Origin of the sequence: Salibacterium lacus, assembly GCF_042684865.1 — a bacterium.
Taxonomy (GTDB): domain Bacteria; phylum Bacillota; class Bacilli; order Bacillales; family Marinococcaceae; genus Salibacterium; species Salibacterium lacus.
Window position 1 is genome coordinate 549,204 of sequence record NZ_JBHUML010000005.1, and the last position, 22,404, is coordinate 571,607.

Consider the following 22,404-nt stretch of genomic DNA (forward strand, 5'->3'; position numbering starts at 1 on the left):
CACGCCGAACAGGTAAAAACGTAAGTATGAACCATTCATGGTTACGTTTAGACGATATGAAACAGACGTTTTGGCCTTATGAACGGGTGTATGCATGCTATGACCTATGTTTCGAAAAAAAAAGACACTTCGCAGAGTAAAGATCTGCATGGAAGTGTCTTTTCTTGTCTCGTTTCGCTGGGTTCGTTCTCAACGCGGTGTCATGAACAATTGGGTCCAATACGTTTGATACGGCCCTGATCCTTCCACATAACCTACTCCCATATGTGTGAACTCCTTATGAAGAATGTTGGCACGGTGATCTTCACTATTCATCCACCCTTCCACTACTTGTTCAGGTGAACGCTGGCCTGCAGCTACATTTTCCCCCGCTGCGCGATAAGTGAAATCAAAGGCTTCCATCATATCAAAAGGGGACCCGTAAGTTGGTGACGTGTGACTGAAATAGTTGTTTTCAGCCATATCCTGTGATTTTATATGAGCGAGACCACTAAGCCGGTTATGCATTTCCAGAGGTTCGAGCTCCCGTTTTGCCCGTTCCTCATTGACGAGCGTTAACACCTCCTGCTCAAATTCGCCCGGTTCATAGTCCGTAATCGATTCTTTTGAAACAGAAGCCTCCTTACCCGGGGAACTTTGTTCCGGCTCTCCTTCTTCCTTTTGTGTTTCGTCCGGGTACTGCCATTCCACACTGTTTAAAAAGGATTCAAGATTCGCTGTCCACTCCTGAAATGTTTGTTGTATATCACGGTCTTTTGTCCACTCCTTGATATTTTCTGTCACTTTTTCATACGATTCTTTCGGTGCTTTCCACTTCCATATATCCTGGGCGGATACGGGGGAAACGACAACGATAAATAGAAGCAGACACACTATAACAACGAAAGATTTTTTTATCATGCCGTAAGCTCCTTTTGCATAAAATTAGTCGCTTCATACTTCGTATCAACGCATTCCTCTCTTCTTCACTAATCCCGTTTTGTTCTTAGAACATTGATGAAACTCCTTTTTCTTCTCACTTCTGCTTATTATTATACATTATAGTTACTGTCGTTACTTTTAAGTCAAATACCTCATAAAATATTTCATATCGTGTATACATTTTATTATTTTACAGGTTGGGAAACAAAGGTGAGAAAGGTTCATAGAAACAGTGGAGAAGATGTTGAGAAGTAAAACGTAAGCATGGTTCAATCACACTTACGTTTTAACGATTCTACGTTTGATCCTGTCATGAACAAAGAGGATACCGGACAGACGGAAAAGCCTTTAGTCAAGGAAGACTCAGCTGGGTTGTTCTACCGCCGTCCACGGTGTACACCTGTCCTGTGATAAATCCAGCTTCATCTGCTGCGAGAAACGCGGTGAGCGCTGCCACTTCTTCCGGGGAACCGGTGCGGCCGACAGGGTGAATACGGGCAATATCGTCACGGAAAGCCTCTGCATCATCTGAGTTCTCGATCATTTCCTGATTCAGCTCGGTGTCAATCCAGCCGGGCGCCACCGCATTGCAGCGGATGCCTTCATGGCCGTGATCCACCGCCACCGAACGGGTCAGCCCATGAAGACCGGCCTTTGAGGTGCAGTACGCCGCATGTCGGGGATTGGCAGCAATACCTTCTGTTGATCCGGTATTGACGATGCTTCCTTTCGTCTGACGAAGATGCGGGAGTGCCGCGCGGATCAGCAGAAAAGGCGCTGTCAGATTGATACTGATGTTACGCTGCCATTCCTCTATAGTCGTCTCTTCGATAGACGCTTCCTGCATCATTCCCGAGTTATTGACAAGCACATCAAGCCGACCTTTACCGGCAGCTACTTCTTCCACAAGCCGCTCCGGTGTACGCGGATCCGAGAAATCAGCCTGAATCGATTCAAATTCCTCATCTTGGCCGCGCTGTGCGGTAATCACGACTGCTCCCTCGTCACGAAGACGACGGGCTATGGCACGACCGATTCCCGAACGACCGCCTGTTACCAATGCTACCTTATCTTCAAAACGCTTCATCTGCATGGTCATCCACCTCCATATGTGACACACCAACCTGTTTGAATCATACTGTTGTATCAGCCCGCAAGCATACTTCCATTACAATAACATAAAAAGGGCGTCCACGCAGAAATGGACAATTTCTACATGAACGCCCTTTTTACATGGGATTTCCGCTTACATGGACACATCCTGTGATAAAAACTCAGCCCGTTGGTTTTCATGCTTGTCGAGCATAATCTGTTCCGGTTGGATGCCCTTCTCACGCAGTACGTTAATGTTCTGCAGGAGGAATTCGTCACTGCCGACAATATAGAAGACTCCCTCTTTGTCAGCCGCAAGAGCTTTCACCTGCTCGTAGTAGTCGCCGCGGTTATCGACAAACTGGGAGGTGAATGTCTTGTCAGGGGCGGAGGTAAAAATATCAGAGAACAAGAAATCATCCGATGAATCAATGTTCAAAGAATGCATGTGACCGACGTTGTCAGCCCGTTCGAAATAATCCAGTACAAGCGGCCTGAACGTTGCCAGCCCGACTCCTGATGACAATAGATACACATTTTTGTCTTCTCTTTTCAGCGGCACATTCGAATGCGTTTTGAATATGGCAACGTCACTGCCGATCTCTAGATTTCTCAATATCGTTTTGAACTCGGAGCACTGCTCTCTAATACGTGTCGTGATTCCGATGGAACGCTCGTTCGGTAACGTAGAGATGGACATGTGGCGGATCAGGGCGCGGTTTGGCTGTTCTCCGGCATTAAAACCCTCCAGGGCAAAATGGGTGTGTGCGCCTTCCTCCCATGTGAAATCTTCCGGGCAGTCGAGCATGAACGTTTTCACTTCCGATGTTTCTTCGATAATATTATTTATTTTCGTCCAGTATATCTGCATCATAGATTCTCCTTGTTTTATTCTATGTTCTGTCATTTACAGTATATAATAATTGATAAAAATTCTCAATTAAAATGGATTGGTGGTTTATATAATCAGAACCTATCTATCTGGTTCAATCCGCGAAAGTTGATTCAGTCCCTTTTTTAAAAATTAATAGTAAGAACATGGAAAACATGGTAGAATGACAATACCTTATTAAAAGGAGGTGTGATGCATGAGTAATGTAGCATTAAAGCAGGACCTTACCAGCGAACAACAATCCATTGTGGCGAGTGAATTTGAAAAAAGAAAGAAAAGCCCTCTTATTCTCATTCTTTTATGGTTTTTCCTTAGTACGTTTGCGGCTCATCGATTTTATATAGGTCCTACCGGACGTGCTGTAGCTATGCTGCTTCTTGGATGGCTGACGCTGTTCATCTGGAATTTGATCGACATCTTTTTTGCCTGGCAGGGAATGCACGAAAAAAATGAGCGAATCGAAAAAGAGATTATTGAAGAAGTAAAAGTACATAGCAAATAAAGAGCAGGGATTTTCCCTGCTCTTTATTATTCTCTGGATATACACTTTTTTCGTTTTCCCGAATATCTTTTACATTCTTTTCTTACGTTCTCTGGAAAAGAGTATGGTAAAAATAACAAGTTATGAAAGCAATGGTATCAGTAAATCAGTAGAGAAAACCAAGAACAAATATTTACGTTACTTTTTTGTGACTTTTCAAGCCATAAAAAAGATGTGACAGGGCATTAACCCCGTCACATCAGTATTTGGGAGGGCGCATTACATCATGCCGCCCATACCTCCCATTCCGCCCATGTCAGGCATGCCGCCGCCGGCAGCACCGCCGCCTTCGTCTTCGCCTGGTTTATCAGCAATGACAGCCTCGGTAGTGAGGAACATTGCGGATACCGAAGATGCGTTTTGCAGCGCGGAACGGACGACTTTCGTCGGATCGACAACGCCGGCGTCAATCATGTTGACCCATTCGCCGGTGAGGGCGTTGAAGCCGTTGCCGACAGCTTCGCTCTTCATTCGCTCCACAACAACGGAACCTTCGAGGCCTGCGTTGTGCGCAATCTGACGGAGCGGCTCTTCAAGGGCGCGGAGCACGATGCTGACACCTGTTGCTTCGTCACCTTCTCTTGCGTCTTCCAGCTTCTTGACCGCTTCATGGACGTTCATGAGGGCGGTACCGCCGCCGGAGACGATGCCTTCCTCAACAGCTGCGCGTGTGGAGTTGAGGGCGTCTTCGATGCGGAGCTTGCGTTCTTTCATTTCCGTTTCAGACGCTGCGCCGACTTTCACGACAGCGACACCTCCGGCAAGCTTGGCGAGGCGCTCCTGCAGCTTTTCACGGTCGAAATCGGATGTTGTTTCTTCGATCTGTGCTTTCAGCTGGTTCACGCGATTGGTGATTTCTCCCGGGTTGCCTTCGCCTTCTACAATAGTGGTGTCATCTTTGTTGATGACGATTTTGCCGGCTTTACCAAGCTGATCGATGGTAGCATTCTTCAGGTCAAGGCCGATGTCTTCGGTAATAACCTGGCCGCCTGTGAGCAGTGCGATATCTTCGAGCATTGCTTTGCGGCGGTCGCCGAATCCTGGTGCCTTCACGGCTACCGCGTTAAAGGTCCCGCGCAGTTTGTTCACAACGAGGGTTGCAAGTGCTTCGCCTTCCACGTCTTCTGCGATGATCAGGATCGGTTTGTTCTGCTGCACAACCTGCTCAAGAAGCGGAAGAACTTCCTGGATATTCGTGATTTTCTTATCTGTGATAAGAATGTACGGATTGTCCAGTTCAGCGGTCATTTTATCAGAGTCTGTCACCATGTAAGGGGAAGCATAGCCGCGGTCGAACTGCATACCTTCCACAACTTCAAGTTCTGTTTCAAGGCCGCGGGATTCTTCTACCGTAATGACACCATCGTTGCCGACGCGCCCCATCGCTTCAGAAATAATCTCACCGACTTCGTCACTGGAAGCAGAAACCGAAGCCACCTGGGAAATTGCTTCGCTTCCTTCGATCGGCTTGGAGACTTTGCGCAGCTCTTCAATAGCTGTTTTCGTCGCTTCTTCAATACCGTAACGGATTCCCATCGGGTTCGCACCGGACGTTACGTTTTTCAGACCTTCCTTAATCATTGCCTGAGCAAGAACAGTCGCGGTTGTAGTACCGTCGCCGGCCAAGTCGTTTGTCTTGCTGGCCACTTCGCTTACGAGCTGGGCGCCCATGTTTTCAAAGTTATCCTCAAGCTCGATTTCTTTAGCAATGGTCACCCCGTCGTTTGTGATAAGCGGGGACCCGTATTTCTTTTCAAGAACAACATTGCGTCCTTTTGGTCCAAGCGTTACTTTTACAGCATTCGCCAGTTCGTTCACGCCGTCGAGCATAGTCTGGCGCGCGTCTTCACGGAATTTAATATCTTTTGCCATCGTTTCGACCTCCTGTAAATGAGAGTATGTAGGGGATGATCCCCTATTTATTAACCGATAACAGCAAGAACATCGCTTTCGCGGAGAATGAGGTAGTCATTTCCTTCATACGTTACTTCTGTGCCGGCGAATTTGGAGAAAATGACCATGTTTCCTTCACTGACTTCCGGAGCGATCCGTTCGCCGTTATCCGCTGCACGGCCGTTTCCGACAGCGACTACTTTGCCTTCCTGCGGTTTTTCCTGGGCGGAATCCGGAAGGACAATACCGCTTTTTGTTGTTTCTTCCTGTTCAATTTGTTCAATCACAATGCGGTCACCAAGAGGCTTTAACAAGGTAAACACCCTCCTTTAGTATTAGCGCGGCATCCCGGCCGATAGGGCGGGGAACCGACATGTTTCGTGCTTATTAGCACTCTTAGCAATCGAGTGCTAACACCAATTCTTATGATAATCAATCCGCTTCCATTTTGCAAGGGGAAAGCCTGAAATTTTTTCATTTTTTCCCCAGTCCGGTCCGCAGGCTTGATGCCGCAGACCTTCCTGTTAGAACCTACCCGTTTTTGTATGGAGCTGAAACGCTTCATTTCATTATTTCATCACAACCGTTTCCCGCCCCTTCTCCCCGTGCATTATGATACAATACGTACGTATACATTGTATTATTCAAACGATAAAGAGGAGTGGAACAAGCTTGACTAAACGTTATTGGTGGATTCTCATCGTTTACATACTGATGCAGCTGTCCGGTTTTATCGGTGCGCCTATTTTGCTTTCCCTCGGATTCGGGATTCGGGAAAGTTCCGTCATATGGAGCCTTATCAGCTTTGCTGCGGCGCTCGTTGTGATGCTCTTCCTGCTTTTACCCGAGCGGCAGACCGACCGCCATCCAAAGCTCACAAAAACATCGGGCAGACATGCAGCGTTGTGGGCTGTTCTCGGGATATTCCTCGTATTTGCCGCCCAGTACGCGGCGATTCTGATTGAAATGGCGGTCGGTATCGAACCCGGTTCCGAGAACACGCAGCAGATTCTATCCATGGTGGAAAAGTTTCCTGTATTTGCCTTACTTGTCGCCGTCATCGGGCCGATTCTGGAAGAACTCGTGTTCCGAAAGGTTCTTTTCGGCACCTTTTACAGACGTTTTAACTTTATCATCGCTGCACTGCTTAGTGCCCTTATCTTTTCGCTCGTGCATTTTGACATCACGCACGTGTTGATTTATACCGCCGTCGGATTCGCCTTTTCCTATCTGTATGTGAAAACGGGCAGAATTCTCGTGCCGATCATTGCACACGTGGCAATGAACAGTTATGCCATTATTGTACAGGTCCTGTTTGCGGATCAGATCCGCGAAATCCAGCAGCAAATGGAACAGGTGAACCTGATTCTGGGAGGATTCTTTTTATGAGGGGCGGCACAACCATGATGGGGCTTTTCTATTTCGGACTTGCCGCTGCTTTCATCTGCTTTGCCGTCCTTAATGTGAACAACCATTCATGGAATTTCCTGACGTTTCTGTACGCAGGCCTCGCAGCTCTGGATGTTCTGATGGGCCTCCGCTTTTTGCGCGCCGGCAGGCAAAGCGGATCCAGCAGCTGAACCACAAACATCACACCAGACCTCATACAAACAAAAAAAAACAGGAGCGCAGTCAAATGGACTGCGCTCCTGCTTTATTTGTCCTGTCCGGCTTGCTCCTGCTCGGCCTGCAGGGCTTTCTTGTAGGAAAACCGGGAAATGATCACACTTCCTTCGTACAGCAGAAAGAGCGGCAGCGTTACCATCAGATGGGACACAATGTCCGGTGGTGTAATAAAGCCGGCTATGACAAGCAGCACAAAGTAGGCATACTTCCGGATGTGACGGAGCCATGCCGGCGTAATCAAGCCGAGTCTGGTCAAAAACATGACAACTACAGGCAGCTGAAACAAGAAACCAAATGGTATCGTCAGTTGAAACAAAAAACTGAAATATTCATTGGCCCCGTACTGCTCCGTTAAATTCAGCCTCTCGGACAATCCGCTCAAAAACCGGATGACATTTGGAAAAAGAACAAAATACGCAAAAGCAAGTCCTCCGAGAAACAGAACCGTAGCGATAGGTATGTAGGAGAGCGTTACTTTTCTCTCCTTTTCCATCAGACCCGGTGATACAAACGCCCACAACTGATACAAGAGGACAGGAAATACGAGAATCAGCCCGATGAAAAACGCAAAATTCATGTAAAGCTTGATTGGATCGGTCAATTTAAACACGTTCATCGGGAAACTCTCGGCTTCCGGGATATTCTGCAGGTACGTTATCACCCCCGGCGCGATAATAAGACCGGCGATAAATGCCGCCAGTAAATAGACCGCTGAGATAATGATGCGCTTCCGCAGTTCTCCAATATGATCATATAAAGTCATTTCATTCTGCGCCATGCCTGTCCCGTCCTACTCTTTACTTATCGGATTCATCCGTTGACTGCTGCCGGTTTTTCTTTTTCTCTTCTTCTTCCACATCATCAGCAAGTCCTTTGGTCGCGCTCTTGAATTCCCGCAGCGTATTACCCGCGGCTTTTCCGAGTTCCGGAAGTTTTTTCGGTCCGAAAATCAAAAGCGCGGCAAGAACAATCAGTCCAATGCTTATAGGTCCCAGATTCATTTTCAAAACACCCCCTGCATGTGCTATAAAGGATAATTTTTCAGAAAGTACACCAATGTCTGAAGTTCCACCGACAAATCAATATGATGAACCCGTACGTTTTCGGGCACCGTCAGACGTTCCGGAGTAAAATTCATAATACCGGTGATTCCCGCCTCCACCAGTTGTTCCGCGGTTTCCTGGGCGGCCGGGGCCGGGACGGTGAGAATCGCAATCGAAGCGTTCCGTTTCTTTTTTACGTCCGGCAGGTCATTCATGTGATATATCTCAACCCCGCTGATGTCCTGCCCGATCAAGTCCGGATTGACATCAAAGGCGTTGACAATCTGTGTGTTGTCGCTTTTTGTGAAATTGTATTTCAAAAGCGCGGTGCCAAGGTTTCCCACCCCGACAAGAAATACTTTGGTCACTTCGTCCTGATCCAGCGTTTTGCGGAAAAAGGAAAGCAGATACTGTACATTGTAGCCGTAACCTTTTTTGCCAAGTGCTCCGAAGTAGGAAAAATCCCTTCGTATCGTGGCTGAATCCACTTTGACCGCATCGCTTAGTTCTGTAGAGGAAACCCTCTGCTTCCCCGATTGATAAAGATTTTCAAGAAACCTGTAATAAAGAGGCAGCCGTTTGGCGGTTGCCTGCGGTATCTTCTGCTGGTCTATGTTCATGGCAGCCTCCAACTTTTCCTTTCATGTTTCTTTACAGTATAACATGATAAGCTATGCTGTCGTCACATCGTAAAGCCTGTCCTGCTTGAGACAGCATACCGGAGCCATCTGCGCTTTCTTTCATTCTACACGAAAAAACGGAAATTTGTAATAGTTGAAAGCATTTTCGCCGGGCATTTTCACACATGATCCATATTCTCTGTTTCGCGTTTGCTTTAAAAATACGATACACTAAGAGAGGAGAAGTTTTGAATAAAAGGATGAACAATAATGATTGTGCTGCAATGCGCGAATATAACGAAATCTTACGGGGTTGAAACCATTCTTGATGGGATTAAGCTCGAGATCAAAAAGAATGAAAGAGCCGCCCTCATCGGCCGTAACGGCTCCGGCAAATCAACCCTTCTGAAAATCATCGCCGGGGAACTTCCCTACGACGAAGGAGAAGTTACCACACCAAAAGGAACAAGAATCGGCTATCTTGATCAGCACACCGGTCTTGATTCCGACCGCACAATCTGGGACGAGATGCTTTCTGTTTTCGATGAACTACGGGAAATGGAAACGCAGCTGCGCAGCCTCGAGAATGCCATGGCCGATCCGGATGTGTACAATGACGAACAGAAATACGAGAAAACCTTAAAAGACTACGACAATCTTCAATATGATTTTCAGGAGCGCGGCGGTTATCAGTATGAAGCAGATATCCGCGGGATTCTGGCAGGGTTGAAGTTCGATCAATTTGACTACAATACACCGATTACAACGTTAAGCGGTGGGCAGAAAACAAGACTCGCTCTCGGTAAACTGCTGCTCTCCAAACCCGAAGTGCTCATTCTCGACGAACCGACGAACCACCTTGATATTGATACGCTCCGCTGGCTGGAGAACTTTTTGTCCAACTACGAAGGAGCGGTTCTGATTGTTTCGCACGACCGCTATTTTCTCGACAATATTGTTTCCAAAGTCTATGAAATGTCACGGTCGGAAGCTCGGTTGTTTTACGGCAATTACAGCCGGTATCTGGAGAAAAAAGCCGAGGTTTACGAGCAGGAAATGAGAGAATATGAAAAACAACAGAAAGAAATCGCCGAACTCGAAGACTTTGTTGCAAGAAATATCGCCCGCGACTCCACCTCCAAACGGGCGCAGAGCCGACGCAAAAAACTGGAAAAAATGGAGATTAAGGAGAAGCCGCAGGGGGACGAAAAATCAGCCCGGTTCTCCTTTGATATCGAGCGACAGAGCGGCAATGAAGTGCTGAACATTTATGATCTGAATGTTTTTTATGAAGAGGAAAACCCTGTTATCCAGGACTTAACCCTTTCTGTCAAAAGGCAGGAAAGCATTGCGCTGATCGGGCCGAACGGTATCGGTAAAACGACGCTGCTAAAAGCGATTGCCGGACGCATCACGCCGGCTTCAGGCACTGTCCAGTACGGCACCAAAGTATCGGTTGGCTACTACGACCAGGAGCAGGGTGATCTTGATACCGGCAAAGACGTGCTTCATGAGCTGTGGGACGAGTATCCACTTAAAACAGAACGGGAAATCCGCACCGTTCTGGGAAATTTCCTTTTCACCGGCGAAGATGTGCTCAAGTCCGTTTCCAATCTGAGCGGCGGAGAAAAATCACGGCTCGCGCTCAGCAAGTTAATGATGAAAAAGGCCAACCTGCTGATTTTTGACGAGCCGACAAACCATCTTGACCTCGACAGCAAAGAAGTTCTCGAAGCCGCACTGATTAACTATCCGGGGACGCTGCTGTTTGTGTCCCACGACCGTTACTTTCTCAACCGGATGGCTTCCAAGATTGTTGAACTCGATCAGTCCGGGATTCAGGAATATCCGGGCGACTACGATTACTATGTGATGAAAAAGGATGAAGAACGCCAGCGCGCCGAACTCCGCGCCCAGGAGCAGCCGCCTGCAGCCGACACCCAGACCGGGGCTCCCGGCGAAGACAAAAAAGCATTCCTCGAGGACAAAGAAGCCAAGAAACAGGAGCGCAGACGGCAGCGGGATATTGAAGATACAGAACAGCAGATTGAAGCACTCGAAACGAAGATCGAACAGCTCGAAGAAGAAATGTTGTCGCCTGATGTGTATGAAGACCACGAAAAAGCAGCCGAGATGCAGCAGCAGGTCCATGATGCGAAAGAGCAGCTCGATGCCTATATGGAAAAATGGGAAGCCCTGCAGCTCGGGTAAAGACTATGCTGACAGCCACTATGATTCGTTCATAGTGGCTTTTTTTCGGCCGGGCGGCGGATTATATCGGCGAAATGGTATTCCATGTTCCACGCGTACCGCACGCAGAGCAGATAAAACATCGAGGTCGCAGCAGCCACGGCTCCGGAGTCATTCAGAAGCAGCAGAAAGATCGAACCGGCGGCCCCTGCTTTCACCACAAGCTGCCGGGACGGCCTCATTCTCGTCTTTTTTTCAATCAGCAAATAAAAAGCAGCGATCGCGTAACTTGTAATCAGCAGTTTCGTCCAGTTGGAATGAAAAATGATCTTGATATTCATCTCCACCTTTCGAACGAAAAGCGCGCGCAGCTCTTCCCATTCTCCCTGCAGGAGCTGCTGGAACGCTGCACCGATGTGGGAAGGACCTCCGGTGAACGAAAGCCCCCAGAGCAGCACACCTAAAAAAAGCATTCCCCCGGATACAGCCGCCAATACTTTTTTCCAGCCGGCGTGTTGGAACTCCTTTGTCCAAAGGGTGCCAAACATCAGGCCGGACGCGATCGTCACGCCGGCGTTTTTTCCAAGAGCTGCACTTCCGGTGATAATCAAAAAAACGAGAAGCAGCGGAAGGACCGCCTTTTTCCTATACCGCAGCACCGGTTCCAGACAGACGATGGCCGCAACGGTAAAGAAGCCGCCGAGCTCGTTGCCGATACCGCTGTAGCGGGCGCCGATCAATGGGTCATACCCGAGATAAGACCGCTGAATGGCATAGGCGCCGTTTAGAAGATCGATGCTTAACAGCACGGTCAACAGGAGGGAAAGGAGGAGCGGAGCCTTCTGACGGGCCAAAATAGAGACGACAGCACCTATCACAAGAGCAGCAGCTGTCACGCTTCCTGTATAAAGGGCAATGTTATCCACAGGCCGGCCGACAAGAGCCGGAATTAGAACAAAAGCAATCGGCGAGGCCATTCCGGTCGATACAGCGGCATGCATCCACCGCGGTGGGGCAGACTTTTCTCTTTTTTCATAAAGAAAGGCAGCGGCAAGCAGAAGAATCAGGACAAAAATGTAGGAGGAAAGCACAGGCGCCCGCGTGTCATGAATCGTCTGCATCCCCCGCAGCTCTGACCGCGTTTCCTTAAGATCTACCTTTTCGCCGGCTGCCAATGGGGGCTCCGTTCCTTCGGAAAACACTGCCGCCAGCGCAGGCGCGGCATCCACGACGCTTCCAAGATAAGGAAGGCCGGTCGATGTGGAAAAAAGTCCACGCACCGTTGTGTCTTTATCACCTGTCCACTTCGCAAATGGAATCATGTCATCTGTGGATGGATCGACCCCCATAAGAAACAGTGGCTGTTCTCTTTGTTTCATATCGTGTAGAGCCTGCACCAGCGGTTGAAAAGGTCTGTTTCCGGAAATATGTTGGTCTTCATGTTGGAACCGGGCGATATCCCCCCATTCCACCACTGCCAGACTCGAGGAAGTATGCCGCTGGATGTTATCCACCCAGTCCTGTGTTTTCTGTGGATTCATTCTCCAGCCCCCGGGAGCGGAACTGTCTTTATCCACAACCGCACGACGGCTTCCGTAAGTCCTGCCTTGAAAATCGGTTGTTAAAAAAGGGGCATAACTCTGCCTCTTCCCCCGCCTGTCACTGTGTCCGGCAAACCAAACGGCAGCACCGTCTGCGCGCAGCGTCTCCGAAAGTGTCCCCGGAGCGGCGCTGTACCCGCCCTTCTCATTCTCCGCATGGATCGCTGCAAAGCCGGGAAGGTGATAGGAAAAAAACTCTCCTTCCGTCGTACGCCGCGTCCAGTCACTCAGCGACACCTGATTCGTTTCAGCACGCGCCCCGGCGCTCAGGGTCAACATTTCATCCACAGGGGATACCGGTCCTGCTGTAACCCGGTTCAGTGCCCCAATGACCGCTCCTTCCGCCAGCTTTTTATCCTCCAGCAGCAGAAAGTAATCTTCCATCGTTAAGCCGGGAACGAGCACCAGCACAGCATGCTGTTCTTCCGCCCGGGCCTCGTGCAGCGGAGTACACAACAAAGAGAGTATCACCCCGAGGATAAAAATCCAAAACCCTTGTTTTCCCGTTTTATCCCGAAATCGTGTGACGTCTTTTTCCATGTCCTTCCTCCTTGATCCATCCACACTATCAACAAGGTTATCAACATACAAACACCTATCTGCCTGTGTTTTCTGAACTTATACACAAATAAACTGTAGTTATACACATATTTGCTATTCACATCGCTTTCCCCTGATTTATTAGTTTTCCACGTATTTATCCCCATTATCCACAAGATGACTTTTACACAGTCTCAACAATCTTTACTTTATGGAGATAAAAGCACACAGATTCTTAACATAGATGGACACCATGTGTTGCAGCGGCCATTCTCTGATGGATATCGGGGGGAAACGGTCGGTAGGCGGTGTCTATCGACCATTACCACATAGAAATGAGCTACGAATGGCCGCTGGAAGTCTCTAGTGACCATTTGTAAGAAACTTTAGTGGACGAACCGCTCTTAGAACTGTTCTAACGACCAATTCACGGGTCGTTCAGAGTACAGGCTGCCCCGAAAACCAGGGATAGGGGCTGGGTGCTTTATGCTGGAGCTTCAATAACCAGCACAGAATCATAAAAAAAGCCTGACCTCAATATAAGGCCAAGCCTGGTACACCATTTAAATCCCAACCGGCGGTGATTCCTTTTTTCCACTGAATGTGGGCGGCTGCCCCTATCATCGCCGCATTATCGGTGCAGTACCGGAAAGGCGGGATCGTCAATTCCGCAGGGCTTTCCTTGAAAGCGTCTTCCATCGCCGCGCGCAGTCCCTGGTTGGCTGCGACACCTCCGGCAAGTACGACCTGCTGTACCCCGTATTCTTCAGCGGCACGTTTGGTTTTTTCCACAAGCACTTCAATGACGCTTGCCTGAAAGCTCGCGGCGACATCGGCTGTGGATAACGTTTCCCCGCGTTGTTCTGCATTGTGGACGGTATTGAGGACCGCTGACTTCAAACCGCTGAAGCTGAAATCAAACGAGCCCTCTTCAAGCCATGCAATGGGAAGCGGGATGTCCGCTTTACCGGCGGACGCCAGTTTATCCACCTGGGGTCCTCCCGGGTAAGGAAGACCGAACGTTCGGGCCACTTTGTCATAGGCTTCTCCGGCTGCATCATCGCGGGTGCGCCCGATAACTTCATAGTCCCCCTCCCCGCGCAGCAGGACAAGATCGGTATGACCGCCGGATACGACAAGTGCAAGCGCCGGATAACGCCATTCCCGTTCGAGCCGCGCCGCCTGAATATGACCGGCGATATGATGAACAGGGAGAAGCGGAAGTCCGCTGGTAAAAGCAGCTGCCTTGGCGGCGTTCACTCCAACCAGGAGCGCTCCAACCAGACCCGGGCCTTCTGTCACGGCAATGCCGTCGAGTTCGGAAAACGTAAGACCGGCCTCTTGCAGTGCTTCTTCTATGATTATCGTTATGGTTTCGGTGTGGTGGCGCGATGCAATTTCCGGTACCACACCTCCGAACCGCTTGTGGCTCTCAATCTGCGACGCCACGACATTCGATAGTACGATGTTGCCGCCCTGTACTACCGCTGCTGCTGTTTCGTCACAGCTTGTTTCAATCGCAAGCAGCCGTTCCGATTCAGTTGAATTTGTAGTCATCTATATTCACCCACATTACCAAAGCATCTTCTTTATTGTCGGCATAGTAATTTTTCCGGATGCCGCCCGGCTGGAATCCGAGTTTTTTGTACAGGGACTGGGCAATGAGATTGCTCACCCTTACTTCAAGCGTCATCGTTACCGCTCCGTAGGCATGCGCCATATCGAGCACATTTTTCATGAGGAGTTCCCCGAGTTTGTAACCCCGGTAGGCCGAATGAATCGCAATATTAGTGATATGGGCTTCGTCAATAATGATCCATACCCCGCAGTACCCGATAATATCGCTTCCCCATTCCACGACCAGATAATGAGCAAACTGATTGTTCATCAGTTCATTAAAAAAGGCGTATTTCGTCCACGGCATCTGGAAGGCGTCATGCTCCACCTTGAGAATTCCCTCCAGATCCCGCTCCTCCATGAAACGAATGACGGGAGTGTTATTCATAGGTGCGTCCTTCTTCCGCAGCGTACCATTTCTTTTCCGCCTCTGCCATCTGGGCGTATTCAGGGACAAGGGAATGCGGAGGCTGCGGCTCCATCTGCGCGGTAAGGCTGATAAGATCCGAGGGCCGCGGCCGGTTCACAGCATCCGTTCCAAACACGGCACGTTCTCCAAGAGCTTCTTCAATAGCCGCCTGGTGCTGTTTGATGTCTCTGCTCAAAAAAAGCACAGGTTCCTCTGTTTCCTGCAGCTTTTCCAGCCAGTCCTCAAGGGACGTCACCTGGTCCGCACGTTCCGTTGTAAGAATGCCATGTCGAACCTTGTACAGCCCGGTGTAGACTCTTCCCCTGCGTGCATCCGCAAACGGACAAATCCATCCTGAAAAGTAAGTGCCGCCCGCTGCCAGCTGCATCAAACTCGATATGCCGTACACCGGAATGCCGAGGGACCACGCCATCGTTTTGGCCGTTGTCACACCGATCCGGACACCCGTGTAGGAGCCCGGTCCTTTTGCTGCAGCTATCGCATCCAGTTCTTTCGGTGCCACCTCCACTTCCTCCATCATTTGATGAATGGCAGGCATTAAACGAAGAGAATGATTTTTTTTGAAGTTCGTGATATACTCCGCCAAGATTCCGTTTTCTGAGGAAAGTGCCGTCCCCATCACGTGACTTGACGTATCAATCGCAAGTATTTTCATGATTCTCAAGCTCCTTGCATCGTTCCATAAAGCTTTTTCCAACAGGAGTGTACCGGATGATACGCTCGTCTTCCCCGCAACGTTCCATTATGATATGCAGCCGGTTTTCAGGCAGCAGATCCTCGATTTTTCCGGCCCATTCCACGACACAGACCCCGTCGCCTTCCAGGTATTCTTCCAGTCCGATTTCATCGGCTTCTTCCCCGTCCAGACGGTAGAGATCCATGTGATATAGAGGCAGTGTGCCGCTGTATTCTTTTATGATGGTAAAGGTAGGGCTGTTCACGATTTCTTTTACCTGAAGTGCCTCTGCCAGGCCCTTCGTGAAATGGGTTTTTCCTGCACCCAGGTCCCCATCGAGTGTAATAACATCCCCGCTCTGCACCACAGAACCGAGCTTTTCACCGAGCTGAATGGTCTCTGACGGGGAATGGCTTGTAAGTGAAAAAGACATGAAGATCCGCCTGCCTTTATGATTGAAAATGGTTGTATCCTTTTTTGGGAAGTCTTTGCTCCCCGTTCCCGTCCAGCAGCGTGACAAGAGAGTCTCCTTCTTTCACCTTTCCGATGTCATAAAGAGAAAGCCCTTCCTGCTTCATGTTCTGCTGAAGCAGGGGCCAGTCTTTTTCACGGACCGTTCCAATCAGTTCAAAATCTTCCCCGCCGTAAAAAATCCAGTCCCAGTATGTATCTTCCGGGAACTCCTCTTTTAATTCGCCGGCAACCGGTATATCCTGCTTGTTTAACTGCAGGTGTACGCCGGAGGCTTCGGCGATTTCATTCGCTTCACTGGCAAGTCCGTCACTGATATCGTTTAAGGAAGCAGACGGAGCGCTCCCGGCAATCACCCTGCCTTCTTTTACTCTCGGACAAGGATTCCGGTGATACGCCGTCAATGTCTGAAACGGCTGCGGGCACGCGCTCTCTCTTCCGTGCTCGAGAAGCCATTCCAGACCGGCTGCTGACCGGCCGGTAGGATTTGTGACAAAGACAATGTCTCCAGGACGTGCGTTTCTTCGTACAAGATGCCTGCCCTTTTCGACTCTTCCATGGGCCGTGACAGAAATAACAAGTCCGGTACCCGACGACACAGTGTCCCCGCCGATCATATCCATATGATACTCACCAGCCAGTGCTCCCATTCCATTGTAAACATCCTGAAGTTCTTCATCCGTCCACGAGGAAGGCACCGCAATGGAAACGATATAATAAACAGGGATGCCGCCCATCGCGGCGATATCACTGATATTCACGGCGAGTGCTTTATAGCCGGTATCATAAGCACTCATCGTCTGCTTTTTGAAATGAACCTCTTCCACCATTGTATCGACACATAATATCTCGTCAAAACCTTCTTCAGCCGCATAAACCGCCGCATCATCACCAATGCCTTCAATCACACCGGGATGACTGTGACGCTCAGGCGTGTGCTGCTGAATCCATTCAAATTCATCTTTGGGCATCGAGGACATCCTTTTGTGCGTATCATTTCTTCCAGTGTAACGCATTGCAGAAGAAAACGCACCGCCTTTGATTTCCAATATAGATAAAAAAAAAGCCTTCTACGGGCTTTTGTACATTTCGTATAATTGGTTGCGGGGGTAGGATTCGAACCTACGACCTCCGGGTTATGAGCCCGACGAGCTACCGAACTGCTCCACCCCGCGATGTAATAAATGTGCGCTCTGTTAACGCTACTTTTATAATATACCATATGCTTTTCAGGATGACAAGGGCATAATAAAATTTTTTCTTGTCCAATTGTGACGGAAATGTTACATTAATTATAAGAAAATTAAGATATTTAATAGGAAGAAGGAGGTGGCATCATGAACACCTGGAAATACTTGCGTGCGGCGCTGCTGGCTAACGTCCTCGTTCTTGTAACGTTTGTGTTTCTGCCGATTATGTTATTGACCGACAACATCAGTATTTACCAGGACTTCATTCAATATATGAACAATAACAAATAGTATAAAAGATGAAAAAAGCCCCTCCCCTATGGATGGTGGGATGGGCTTTGTGCTGTATGACGTGTTTTAACGCGCAGCGTGCTGCAGTGCTGACGAAAACGCAGCGATAATGTCATCTTTATCTTCAATCCCCACAGAAATCCGGACCGTGCCGGCGGTAATACCAAGCTTTTGGCGGATGGCATCCGGAATCGCACGGTGGGACGTATTCAATGGATAGGAAACAGTCGTTTCCACTCCGGCCAGGGTCGGAACGATTTTGATCCAGTCCAGCGATTGAAAAAATGTTTTTTCATCATACGCCCCGCCAAGATCCACACTCACCATAGCACCGTTCCCTTTTTCAGAAAGATTCTGTGGATAATAGACAGCTGCAGCACTGGTATGCTGTTGAAACCACCCGGCCAGTTCCGCCGCGTTTTCCCCCTGCCTTGCCATTCTTACACTTAAGGTTTTAAGACCCCGGCAGGCAAGCCACGCTTCAAACGGGCTTAAGTTAGCGCCGATATTAATGACCCTTTTCTTCGCTTTGGCTATCAATTCTTCGGTTCCAACCAGTACACCCGCCGACACGTCACTGTGTCCTCCTATGTATTTGGTCGCGCTGTGGATGACCAGATCCGCCCCTTCGGTATAAGGCTGCAGAAAATACGGCGACGGGAAGGTGTTATCAATCATTAAGGTGAGATGGTGCTTCTCTGCGATCTGATTTAATTCTTTTATATTTTCACGGCGGAGCAGCGGGTTCGTTACGGATTCGGCATACAACAGACGCGTGTCGTCCCCAATTGCTGCTTCCACAGCCTCCTTATCGGTAAAGTCAACGACAGATACCTGAAATCCCCATTCCTGCAGTTCCTGCTGAAACAACTGGTACGTCCCGCCGTACAGATCAAGCGGAACAATCATATGTTCACCCGGAGAAACCGCTGCGAGGATACCGGCAAGAATGGCAGACATCCCCGATGACGTCGCAACCCCTGCCGGAGCACCTTCAAGCCGTGCCGTTCCGTTTCCTAAGTCATCGGTATTCGGATTGGAGTAGCGGGTATAAAGATGATCTTTCCCCCCTGTGAAATAAGATTCCATATCTTCAAGATCCTGAAATGCAAACGAGGACGTCTGATAGATCGGTTTCGTTTTACTTTTATTTTTTTCACCGTCCCCTTTCTGAAAATGGACAGCTTTTGTATCAAACTTTTTTTCCATGTTCTCTTCACTCCTATTCCTATTCTAATGTTTCCATAAAACCGCAGGACTGCATGTTGTTCGAAGCAAGAGCGAGTGCTGCAAGCCGGCGGCGCTGTTCTTTCAATAAATCATGGGCATGCTCCAGGGTTACTTTTTCAAATCTGACTGTCTCTCCGGGAAGAAGCTGGGCCGCTTTTGAGAGGTCCACCTGAATCACAGATGCCGGACGAGTATAGCCGCCGGTCGTCTGACGGTCTGCCATTAAAATCATCGGCTTTCCGTCCGCGGCGGCCTGAATCGTGCCGGTATCCACCGCATCAGACAAAATATCAGCGGATTCGCGGTGCACAAGAGGGGCTTCTTCCATACGGCATCCCATACGGTCTGAATCATTTGAGACGGTAAAGTCTGATTGGTAAAAAGCGTGCAGGGATTCTTCCGTAAACGCTGATGACTCCGGCCCTTCCAGTACGCGTAACACCGTTTCTCCTCCGTATTCCGGGATAAGAGACACAGACAGCCGGCTGCAACGCTTCAGCATGGAAACAGAACGGGCGGTCGATAACCGGTCCCCTTTTTCCAGAGCTCTGCCGTTCATGCCTCCAAGTCCTGCTTTCACATAGGTGGACCGGCTCCCCAGCATTTCATCCCCATCAAATCCGCCCTGCACCGCTATATAGGCACGGGCCCCCTTTTTCATTCCCGCAAACGAGAGCTCATCCCCGTCTCGGACACGAAAAGAACGCCAATTGTCCACCGGCTTGTTGTTCAGGGAAGGCTGGAGATCTGCTCCTGTCACAGCAACCACCGAGGGCTTCGTGAAAAGCAGAACCGGTCCCAGCATCGTCACTTCAAGTACGGCTTCGGCGCCGTCGTTTCCGGTAAGGATATTAGCCGTCTGAAAAGCATACTCATCCATGACGCCCGCCGGAGGAATTCCTTTTTTCTGCCAGCCTTTGCGTCCAGCATCCTGGATCGTCGTGAATAAGCCCGATTTTTTTACAACGCATACTTCGTCTGCGCTCATAGACTGCCCCCTGGTATTTGGAGAGTGATCTCACGCTGCCGGAGCATATGATACAGGCGGTCAAGAAATGGCAGCGCCTCCGGTGTATCCCCGTGCACACAAATCGTGTCTGCTTCCACCGGAAGTCTTGTTCCATCCACTGCTTCCACTTCTCCACTTGAGAGCATATGCAGAATCCGGTCCGCCGCCTGACCCGGATCATGCAGCACCGCATCCGCCTGAGAACGGGGGGTCAGCGATCCATCCGGCTGATATGTACGATCGGCAAACACTTCGGACGCGACGCGGAGAGATTTCTCCCGGGCGGCTTCCACGAGCTTGCTGCCGGCAGGCGCAAACAGGATAAGACCGGGGTTTATTCCTCTGACCGCTTCCACCACAGCCTCGGCTGTATCGGGGTCACCTGCTGCCTGATTGTACAGAGCACCATGCGGTTTAACATGGCGGAGGATTATGTTTTCCGTTTCACAAAACCCCTGCAGCGCTCCGATCTGGTATACTATCATTTGATAAATTTCTTCGGGATCCACCGCCATCGACCGCCGTCCAAATCCACCCAGATCAGGAAATCCGGGATGAGCACCGACAGCCGCTCCGTGCTGTTTCGCTAAAGCGGTTGTCCGGGCCATTACATTGTGGTCTCCGGCATGATACCCGCAGGCAATGTTGGCTGATGTTACATAGGAAAGGACCTCATCGTCGTTACCAAGCGTATAGGCGCCAAAGCTTTCTCCTACATCACTGTTCAGATCCACCATCTTCCTCACTGCGCTGCCTCCTTCTCTTCTATTTCGATAAATTCATCCACGGTAACCGGCATAAACTTTATTCTCATTCCGGCCTCGAGCAGCACCGGATTTGTTTCCCGGGGAAGAAACAGCTTTTTCGGTGTCCGGCCGATGATATTCCATCCGCCGGGACTCTCCAGCGGATACACTCCCGTCTGGGTACCTGCAATACCAACGGACCCTGCAGGCACTTTCATCCGCGGCGCATCCAGCCGGGGAGCTGCGATTTTTTCATTCATGCCTCCAAGGTATGGAAATCCAGGTATGAATCCCATCATGTGAATCAGGTATTGCGGTTCCGTGTGAAGTTCAATCACCTCTTCCGGCGTTAATTGATTATGGGCAGCTACGTGATTCAGATCAGGTCCGTATGCTTTTTCATAACACACCGGGATTGTCACCTGCATCTCGTCAGGCAGGTTATGGTTTTCTATTCCGTCACACATTTTCATAATGCATGTTTTAAGGGTTACAGGAGAAAGGAGAAACGGGTCGTAAAAGATCGTGACGGCCGTATAGGAAGGCACCCATTCCCTTATCCCCTTTTGCGGATATTTCTCCAATTCTCTGCAGAATGCCCTGATATTTTTATGGGTCTCCATGGAAATCACCGTTCCGAATGTTACCTGTACAGCTGTGTCGCTTACCATGTTCATCTGCAACGGTTCCACACACATCTTCCTTTTCCAATAGATGAAATCTTACCTTCAGTATACTGGATTTTTGCTTGTTTTACATACCCTGAATGTGGGATAGATCCGAGCTGTGTATGCCATTGCTGTTTTGCCGGGGATCGGAATCATTCCCTGATTATGACCTGCATGGATTATACATGGCTGCTGGGCAGGGCCGGCCGGGGTCTATCGACCAATACCGGACTAAAACGGGGTCGAAATGGCTCATAGAAGCTTCCTAACGACCATCTTCTCTCCGTTTTCCGAAAGTGATTGGTTATAAACCGCAGCTTACGACTGCTTCCGGATAGATGCACCGTTCAATTAGCCGGTAGAAACAGTTTAATAACCATTTCTCCCCCGCCTCTGGTAAGGGATTAGCTCCCGGGACAAGTTTATCGACCAATTCGAGCAGCTGCTGAACCACGAGGTGGCCCTTTCCACCATGTCAGGTATCGTCACGGGTCCAGTCATCCGCCGTACCCCATCCGCAGGACATTGCTGCACGGAGCGTACCGCCTTTTTTACACTGGCACCATGGCGATTGGTCGAGAGACGAGTATGAACGGTCGTTTCCGGCTTGCTTTCCGGCGCTATTGGTCGATGGAACCATGCTGACGAGTGTGTTCCTCCAGGTCCCGCGGGGAAAACAGCCCTTAGGCCGGATCTACCGGCCACTTCAGATCTTCTTGAAGGTTCTATTGGTCCCGGCAGCCGGGGTTCGGCTCCTCCATCTATGGAAAGATAATGGACTTTTGGTGCGGGAAACGGTCCATACCTTTGTTATTAGGGGCATCCTAAGCCGGCGGAAGCAGAAAAATGGCCGGTATCTCAAAATACCAGACACCTTCCGGCCCGTCCCCCGGGAAAGTGTCTCCTAAATCAGGATACCGGACACTTTGGCACGGATGGTGTCCCTAAAAGCTCTCCCAAAACCTGCCATATCCGCCTTCTATCTTCTATTCGTTCCTGTGCCTAAAAAAAAGACCGCCGGATTCAATATCCGGCGGTACTTTTGGTTGCCTGGCGGCGTCCTACTTTCACAAAGGGTTGCCCCTTCATTATCATCGGCGCTGGAGAGCTTAACTTC

23 protein-coding genes and 1 tRNA gene are annotated in these 22,404 nt (G+C 49.5%); 5 read left to right on the top strand and 19 right to left on the bottom strand.

Features of this window, described 5'->3' with window-relative positions:
* Window positions 1-189: 189 nt before the first annotated feature.
* The 3 genes from ACFSUB_RS15820 to ACFSUB_RS15830 all read right to left on the bottom strand — a co-directional run bounded on the left by ACFSUB_RS15820 (window position 190) and on the right by ACFSUB_RS15830 (window position 2,884).
* On the bottom strand, window positions 190-900 hold the full coding sequence (locus ACFSUB_RS15820) for a CAP domain-containing protein (protein ID WP_380714233.1): 711 nt from the start codon (window positions 898-900) through the stop codon (window positions 190-192).
* 373 nt (window positions 901-1,273) lie between these two features.
* Window positions 1,274-2,014, bottom strand: coding sequence for an SDR family NAD(P)-dependent oxidoreductase (locus ACFSUB_RS15825; RefSeq protein ID WP_245737050.1), 741 nt, complete (start codon window positions 2,012-2,014; stop codon window positions 1,274-1,276).
* Window positions 2,015-2,167: 153 nt separating this feature from the next.
* Window positions 2,168-2,884 (bottom strand): dihydropteridine reductase, encoded by a 717-nt coding sequence (locus tag ACFSUB_RS15830; RefSeq protein WP_380714271.1) that lies wholly within the window; start codon window positions 2,882-2,884, stop codon window positions 2,168-2,170.
* Between the two features lie 217 nt (window positions 2,885-3,101).
* On the opposite strand from ACFSUB_RS15830, the gene ACFSUB_RS15835 reads away from it, so the two are divergent.
* Window positions 3,102-3,407: an NINE protein gene (locus tag ACFSUB_RS15835; RefSeq protein ID WP_090928318.1), complete on the top strand. Its 306-nt coding sequence runs from the start codon at window positions 3,102-3,104 to the stop codon at window positions 3,405-3,407.
* 258 nt (window positions 3,408-3,665) lie between these two features.
* Here the strand turns inward: ACFSUB_RS15835 and groL are convergent, their stop codons facing one another.
* Entirely contained in the window at window positions 3,666-5,318 is a 1,653-nt protein-coding gene (groL, locus tag ACFSUB_RS15840) for a chaperonin GroEL (protein ID WP_090928316.1), read from the bottom strand.
* 50 nt (window positions 5,319-5,368) lie between these two features.
* Complete coding sequence (groES, locus tag ACFSUB_RS15845; protein WP_090928314.1) at window positions 5,369-5,653, bottom strand: co-chaperone GroES; 285 nt, start codon at window positions 5,651-5,653, stop codon at window positions 5,369-5,371.
* A 358-nt stretch (window positions 5,654-6,011) separates the two neighbouring features.
* Between groES and ACFSUB_RS15850 the strand changes: the two genes are divergently transcribed.
* Both ACFSUB_RS15850 and ACFSUB_RS15855 read left to right on the top strand, forming a co-directional pair.
* Window positions 6,012-6,728, top strand: coding sequence for a CPBP family intramembrane glutamic endopeptidase (locus ACFSUB_RS15850; protein ID WP_380714234.1), 717 nt, complete (start codon window positions 6,012-6,014; stop codon window positions 6,726-6,728).
* Window positions 6,725-6,919: a DUF4305 domain-containing protein gene (locus ACFSUB_RS15855; protein WP_380714235.1), complete on the top strand. Its 195-nt coding sequence runs from the start codon at window positions 6,725-6,727 to the stop codon at window positions 6,917-6,919. Before ACFSUB_RS15850 ends, ACFSUB_RS15855 begins: the two co-directional genes overlap by 4 nt.
* Before the next feature lie 74 nt (window positions 6,920-6,993).
* Here ACFSUB_RS15855 and tatC read toward each other — a convergent pair whose 3' ends face one another.
* From tatC to ACFSUB_RS15870, 3 genes are read right to left on the bottom strand one after another with little or no spacing between them, the layout of a single operon-like run.
* Window positions 6,994-7,743: a twin-arginine translocase subunit TatC gene (gene tatC / locus ACFSUB_RS15860; protein ID WP_380714236.1), complete on the bottom strand. Its 750-nt coding sequence runs from the start codon at window positions 7,741-7,743 to the stop codon at window positions 6,994-6,996.
* A gap of 19 nt (window positions 7,744-7,762) precedes the next feature.
* Window positions 7,763-7,966 (bottom strand): twin-arginine translocase TatA/TatE family subunit, encoded by a 204-nt coding sequence (locus ACFSUB_RS15865; protein WP_380714237.1) that lies wholly within the window; start codon window positions 7,964-7,966, stop codon window positions 7,763-7,765.
* 23 nt (window positions 7,967-7,989) lie between these two features.
* A complete protein-coding gene (locus tag ACFSUB_RS15870; protein WP_380714239.1) occupies window positions 7,990-8,628 on the bottom strand; it encodes a redox-sensing transcriptional repressor Rex in 639 nt (212 codons plus the stop codon).
* 270 nt (window positions 8,629-8,898) lie between these two features.
* On the opposite strand from ACFSUB_RS15870, the gene ACFSUB_RS15875 reads away from it, so the two are divergent.
* Window positions 8,899-10,839 (top strand): ABC-F family ATP-binding cassette domain-containing protein, encoded by a 1,941-nt coding sequence (locus tag ACFSUB_RS15875; RefSeq protein ID WP_380714240.1) that lies wholly within the window; start codon window positions 8,899-8,901, stop codon window positions 10,837-10,839.
* A 29-nt stretch (window positions 10,840-10,868) separates the two neighbouring features.
* Here ACFSUB_RS15875 and ACFSUB_RS15880 read toward each other — a convergent pair whose 3' ends face one another.
* From ACFSUB_RS15880 to ACFSUB_RS15910, 7 genes are all read right to left on the bottom strand, one after another.
* On the bottom strand, window positions 10,869-12,959 hold the full coding sequence (locus tag ACFSUB_RS15880) for a hypothetical protein (RefSeq protein WP_380714241.1): 2,091 nt from the start codon (window positions 12,957-12,959) through the stop codon (window positions 10,869-10,871).
* Between the two features lie 534 nt (window positions 12,960-13,493).
* Window positions 13,494-14,516, bottom strand: coding sequence for a tRNA (adenosine(37)-N6)-threonylcarbamoyltransferase complex transferase subunit TsaD (tsaD, locus tag ACFSUB_RS15885; protein WP_380714242.1), 1,023 nt, complete (start codon window positions 14,514-14,516; stop codon window positions 13,494-13,496).
* The gene (rimI, locus tag ACFSUB_RS15890; protein WP_380714243.1) at window positions 14,497-14,964 is read right to left on the bottom strand and encodes a ribosomal protein S18-alanine N-acetyltransferase; all 468 of its coding nucleotides are present in this window, start codon (window positions 14,962-14,964) and stop codon (window positions 14,497-14,499) included. Before rimI ends, tsaD begins: the two co-directional genes overlap by 20 nt.
* On the bottom strand, window positions 14,957-15,661 hold the full coding sequence (tsaB, locus tag ACFSUB_RS15895) for a tRNA (adenosine(37)-N6)-threonylcarbamoyltransferase complex dimerization subunit type 1 TsaB (RefSeq protein WP_380714244.1): 705 nt from the start codon (window positions 15,659-15,661) through the stop codon (window positions 14,957-14,959). The genes rimI and tsaB overlap by 8 nt, the downstream gene beginning before the upstream one ends.
* On the bottom strand, window positions 15,642-16,115 hold the full coding sequence (gene tsaE / locus ACFSUB_RS15900; protein ID WP_380714245.1) for a tRNA (adenosine(37)-N6)-threonylcarbamoyltransferase complex ATPase subunit type 1 TsaE: 474 nt from the start codon (window positions 16,113-16,115) through the stop codon (window positions 15,642-15,644). The genes tsaB and tsaE overlap by 20 nt, the downstream gene beginning before the upstream one ends.
* 16 nt (window positions 16,116-16,131) lie before the next feature.
* Window positions 16,132-17,124: a thiamine-phosphate kinase gene (thiL, locus tag ACFSUB_RS15905; protein ID WP_380714246.1), complete on the bottom strand. Its 993-nt coding sequence runs from the start codon at window positions 17,122-17,124 to the stop codon at window positions 16,132-16,134.
* A gap of 127 nt (window positions 17,125-17,251) precedes the next feature.
* Window positions 17,252-17,328: transfer RNA gene (locus tag ACFSUB_RS15910), tRNA-Met, on the bottom strand.
* Window positions 17,329-17,490: 162 nt separating this feature from the next.
* Between ACFSUB_RS15910 and ACFSUB_RS15915 the strand changes: the two genes are divergently transcribed.
* Window positions 17,491-17,634, top strand: coding sequence for a hypothetical protein (locus tag ACFSUB_RS15915; protein WP_380714247.1), 144 nt, complete (start codon window positions 17,491-17,493; stop codon window positions 17,632-17,634).
* A 66-nt stretch (window positions 17,635-17,700) separates the two neighbouring features.
* Here ACFSUB_RS15915 and ACFSUB_RS15920 read toward each other — a convergent pair whose 3' ends face one another.
* From ACFSUB_RS15920 to pxpB, 4 genes are read right to left on the bottom strand one after another with little or no spacing between them, the layout of a single operon-like run.
* Window positions 17,701-18,843, bottom strand: coding sequence for a trans-sulfuration enzyme family protein (locus ACFSUB_RS15920; RefSeq protein WP_380714248.1), 1,143 nt, complete (start codon window positions 18,841-18,843; stop codon window positions 17,701-17,703).
* Window positions 18,844-18,862: 19 nt separating this feature from the next.
* The gene (locus ACFSUB_RS15925; protein WP_380714249.1) at window positions 18,863-19,852 is read right to left on the bottom strand and encodes a 5-oxoprolinase subunit C family protein; all 990 of its coding nucleotides are present in this window, start codon (window positions 19,850-19,852) and stop codon (window positions 18,863-18,865) included.
* Window positions 19,849-20,610, bottom strand: coding sequence for a LamB/YcsF family protein (locus tag ACFSUB_RS15930; protein ID WP_380714273.1), 762 nt, complete (start codon window positions 20,608-20,610; stop codon window positions 19,849-19,851). The genes ACFSUB_RS15925 and ACFSUB_RS15930 overlap by 4 nt, the downstream gene beginning before the upstream one ends.
* A gap of 5 nt (window positions 20,611-20,615) precedes the next feature.
* Complete coding sequence (pxpB, locus tag ACFSUB_RS15935) at window positions 20,616-21,311, bottom strand: 5-oxoprolinase subunit PxpB (RefSeq protein WP_380714250.1); 696 nt, start codon at window positions 21,309-21,311, stop codon at window positions 20,616-20,618.
* Window positions 21,312-22,404 lie beyond the last annotated feature (1,093 nt).

What these genes read in the sequence shown, in the direction of transcription:
- ACFSUB_RS15820 (WP_380714233.1), bottom strand. Translation starts at nt 900, where the DNA reads ATGATAAAAAAATCTTTCGTTGTTATAGTGTGTCTGCTTCTATTTATC.
- ACFSUB_RS15825 (WP_245737050.1), bottom strand. Translation starts at nt 2,014, where the DNA reads ATGCAGATGAAGCGTTTTGAAGATAAGGTAGCATTGGTAACAGGCGGT.
- ACFSUB_RS15830 (WP_380714271.1), bottom strand. Translation starts at nt 2,884, where the DNA reads ATGCAGATATACTGGACGAAAATAAATAATATTATCGAAGAAACATCG.
- ACFSUB_RS15835 (WP_090928318.1), top strand. Translation starts at nt 3,102, where the DNA reads ATGAGTAATGTAGCATTAAAGCAGGACCTTACCAGCGAACAACAATCC.
- groL (WP_090928316.1), bottom strand. Translation starts at nt 5,318, where the DNA reads ATGGCAAAAGATATTAAATTCCGTGAAGACGCGCGCCAGACTATGCTC.
- ACFSUB_RS15855 (WP_380714235.1), top strand. Translation starts at nt 6,725, where the DNA reads ATGAGGGGCGGCACAACCATGATGGGGCTTTTCTATTTCGGACTTGCC.
- tatC (WP_380714236.1), bottom strand. Translation starts at nt 7,743, where the DNA reads ATGGCGCAGAATGAAATGACTTTATATGATCATATTGGAGAACTGCGG.
- ACFSUB_RS15865 (WP_380714237.1), bottom strand. Translation starts at nt 7,966, where the DNA reads ATGAATCTGGGACCTATAAGCATTGGACTGATTGTTCTTGCCGCGCTT.
- ACFSUB_RS15870 (WP_380714239.1), bottom strand. Translation starts at nt 8,628, where the DNA reads ATGAACATAGACCAGCAGAAGATACCGCAGGCAACCGCCAAACGGCTG.
- ACFSUB_RS15875 (WP_380714240.1), top strand. Translation starts at nt 8,899, where the DNA reads ATGATTGTGCTGCAATGCGCGAATATAACGAAATCTTACGGGGTTGAA.
- ACFSUB_RS15880 (WP_380714241.1), bottom strand. Translation starts at nt 12,959, where the DNA reads ATGGAAAAAGACGTCACACGATTTCGGGATAAAACGGGAAAACAAGGG.
- tsaD (WP_380714242.1), bottom strand. Translation starts at nt 14,516, where the DNA reads ATGACTACAAATTCAACTGAATCGGAACGGCTGCTTGCGATTGAAACA.
- rimI (WP_380714243.1), bottom strand. Translation starts at nt 14,964, where the DNA reads ATGAATAACACTCCCGTCATTCGTTTCATGGAGGAGCGGGATCTGGAG.
- tsaB (WP_380714244.1), bottom strand. Translation starts at nt 15,661, where the DNA reads ATGAAAATACTTGCGATTGATACGTCAAGTCACGTGATGGGGACGGCA.
- tsaE (WP_380714245.1), bottom strand. Translation starts at nt 16,115, where the DNA reads ATGTCTTTTTCACTTACAAGCCATTCCCCGTCAGAGACCATTCAGCTC.
- thiL (WP_380714246.1), bottom strand. Translation starts at nt 17,124, where the DNA reads ATGCCCAAAGATGAATTTGAATGGATTCAGCAGCACACGCCTGAGCGT.
- ACFSUB_RS15915 (WP_380714247.1), top strand. Translation starts at nt 17,491, where the DNA reads ATGAACACCTGGAAATACTTGCGTGCGGCGCTGCTGGCTAACGTCCTC.
- ACFSUB_RS15920 (WP_380714248.1), bottom strand. Translation starts at nt 18,843, where the DNA reads ATGGAAAAAAAGTTTGATACAAAAGCTGTCCATTTTCAGAAAGGGGAC.
- ACFSUB_RS15925 (WP_380714249.1), bottom strand. Translation starts at nt 19,852, where the DNA reads ATGAGCGCAGACGAAGTATGCGTTGTAAAAAAATCGGGCTTATTCACG.
- ACFSUB_RS15930 (WP_380714273.1), bottom strand. Translation starts at nt 20,610, where the DNA reads ATGGTGGATCTGAACAGTGATGTAGGAGAAAGCTTTGGCGCCTATACG.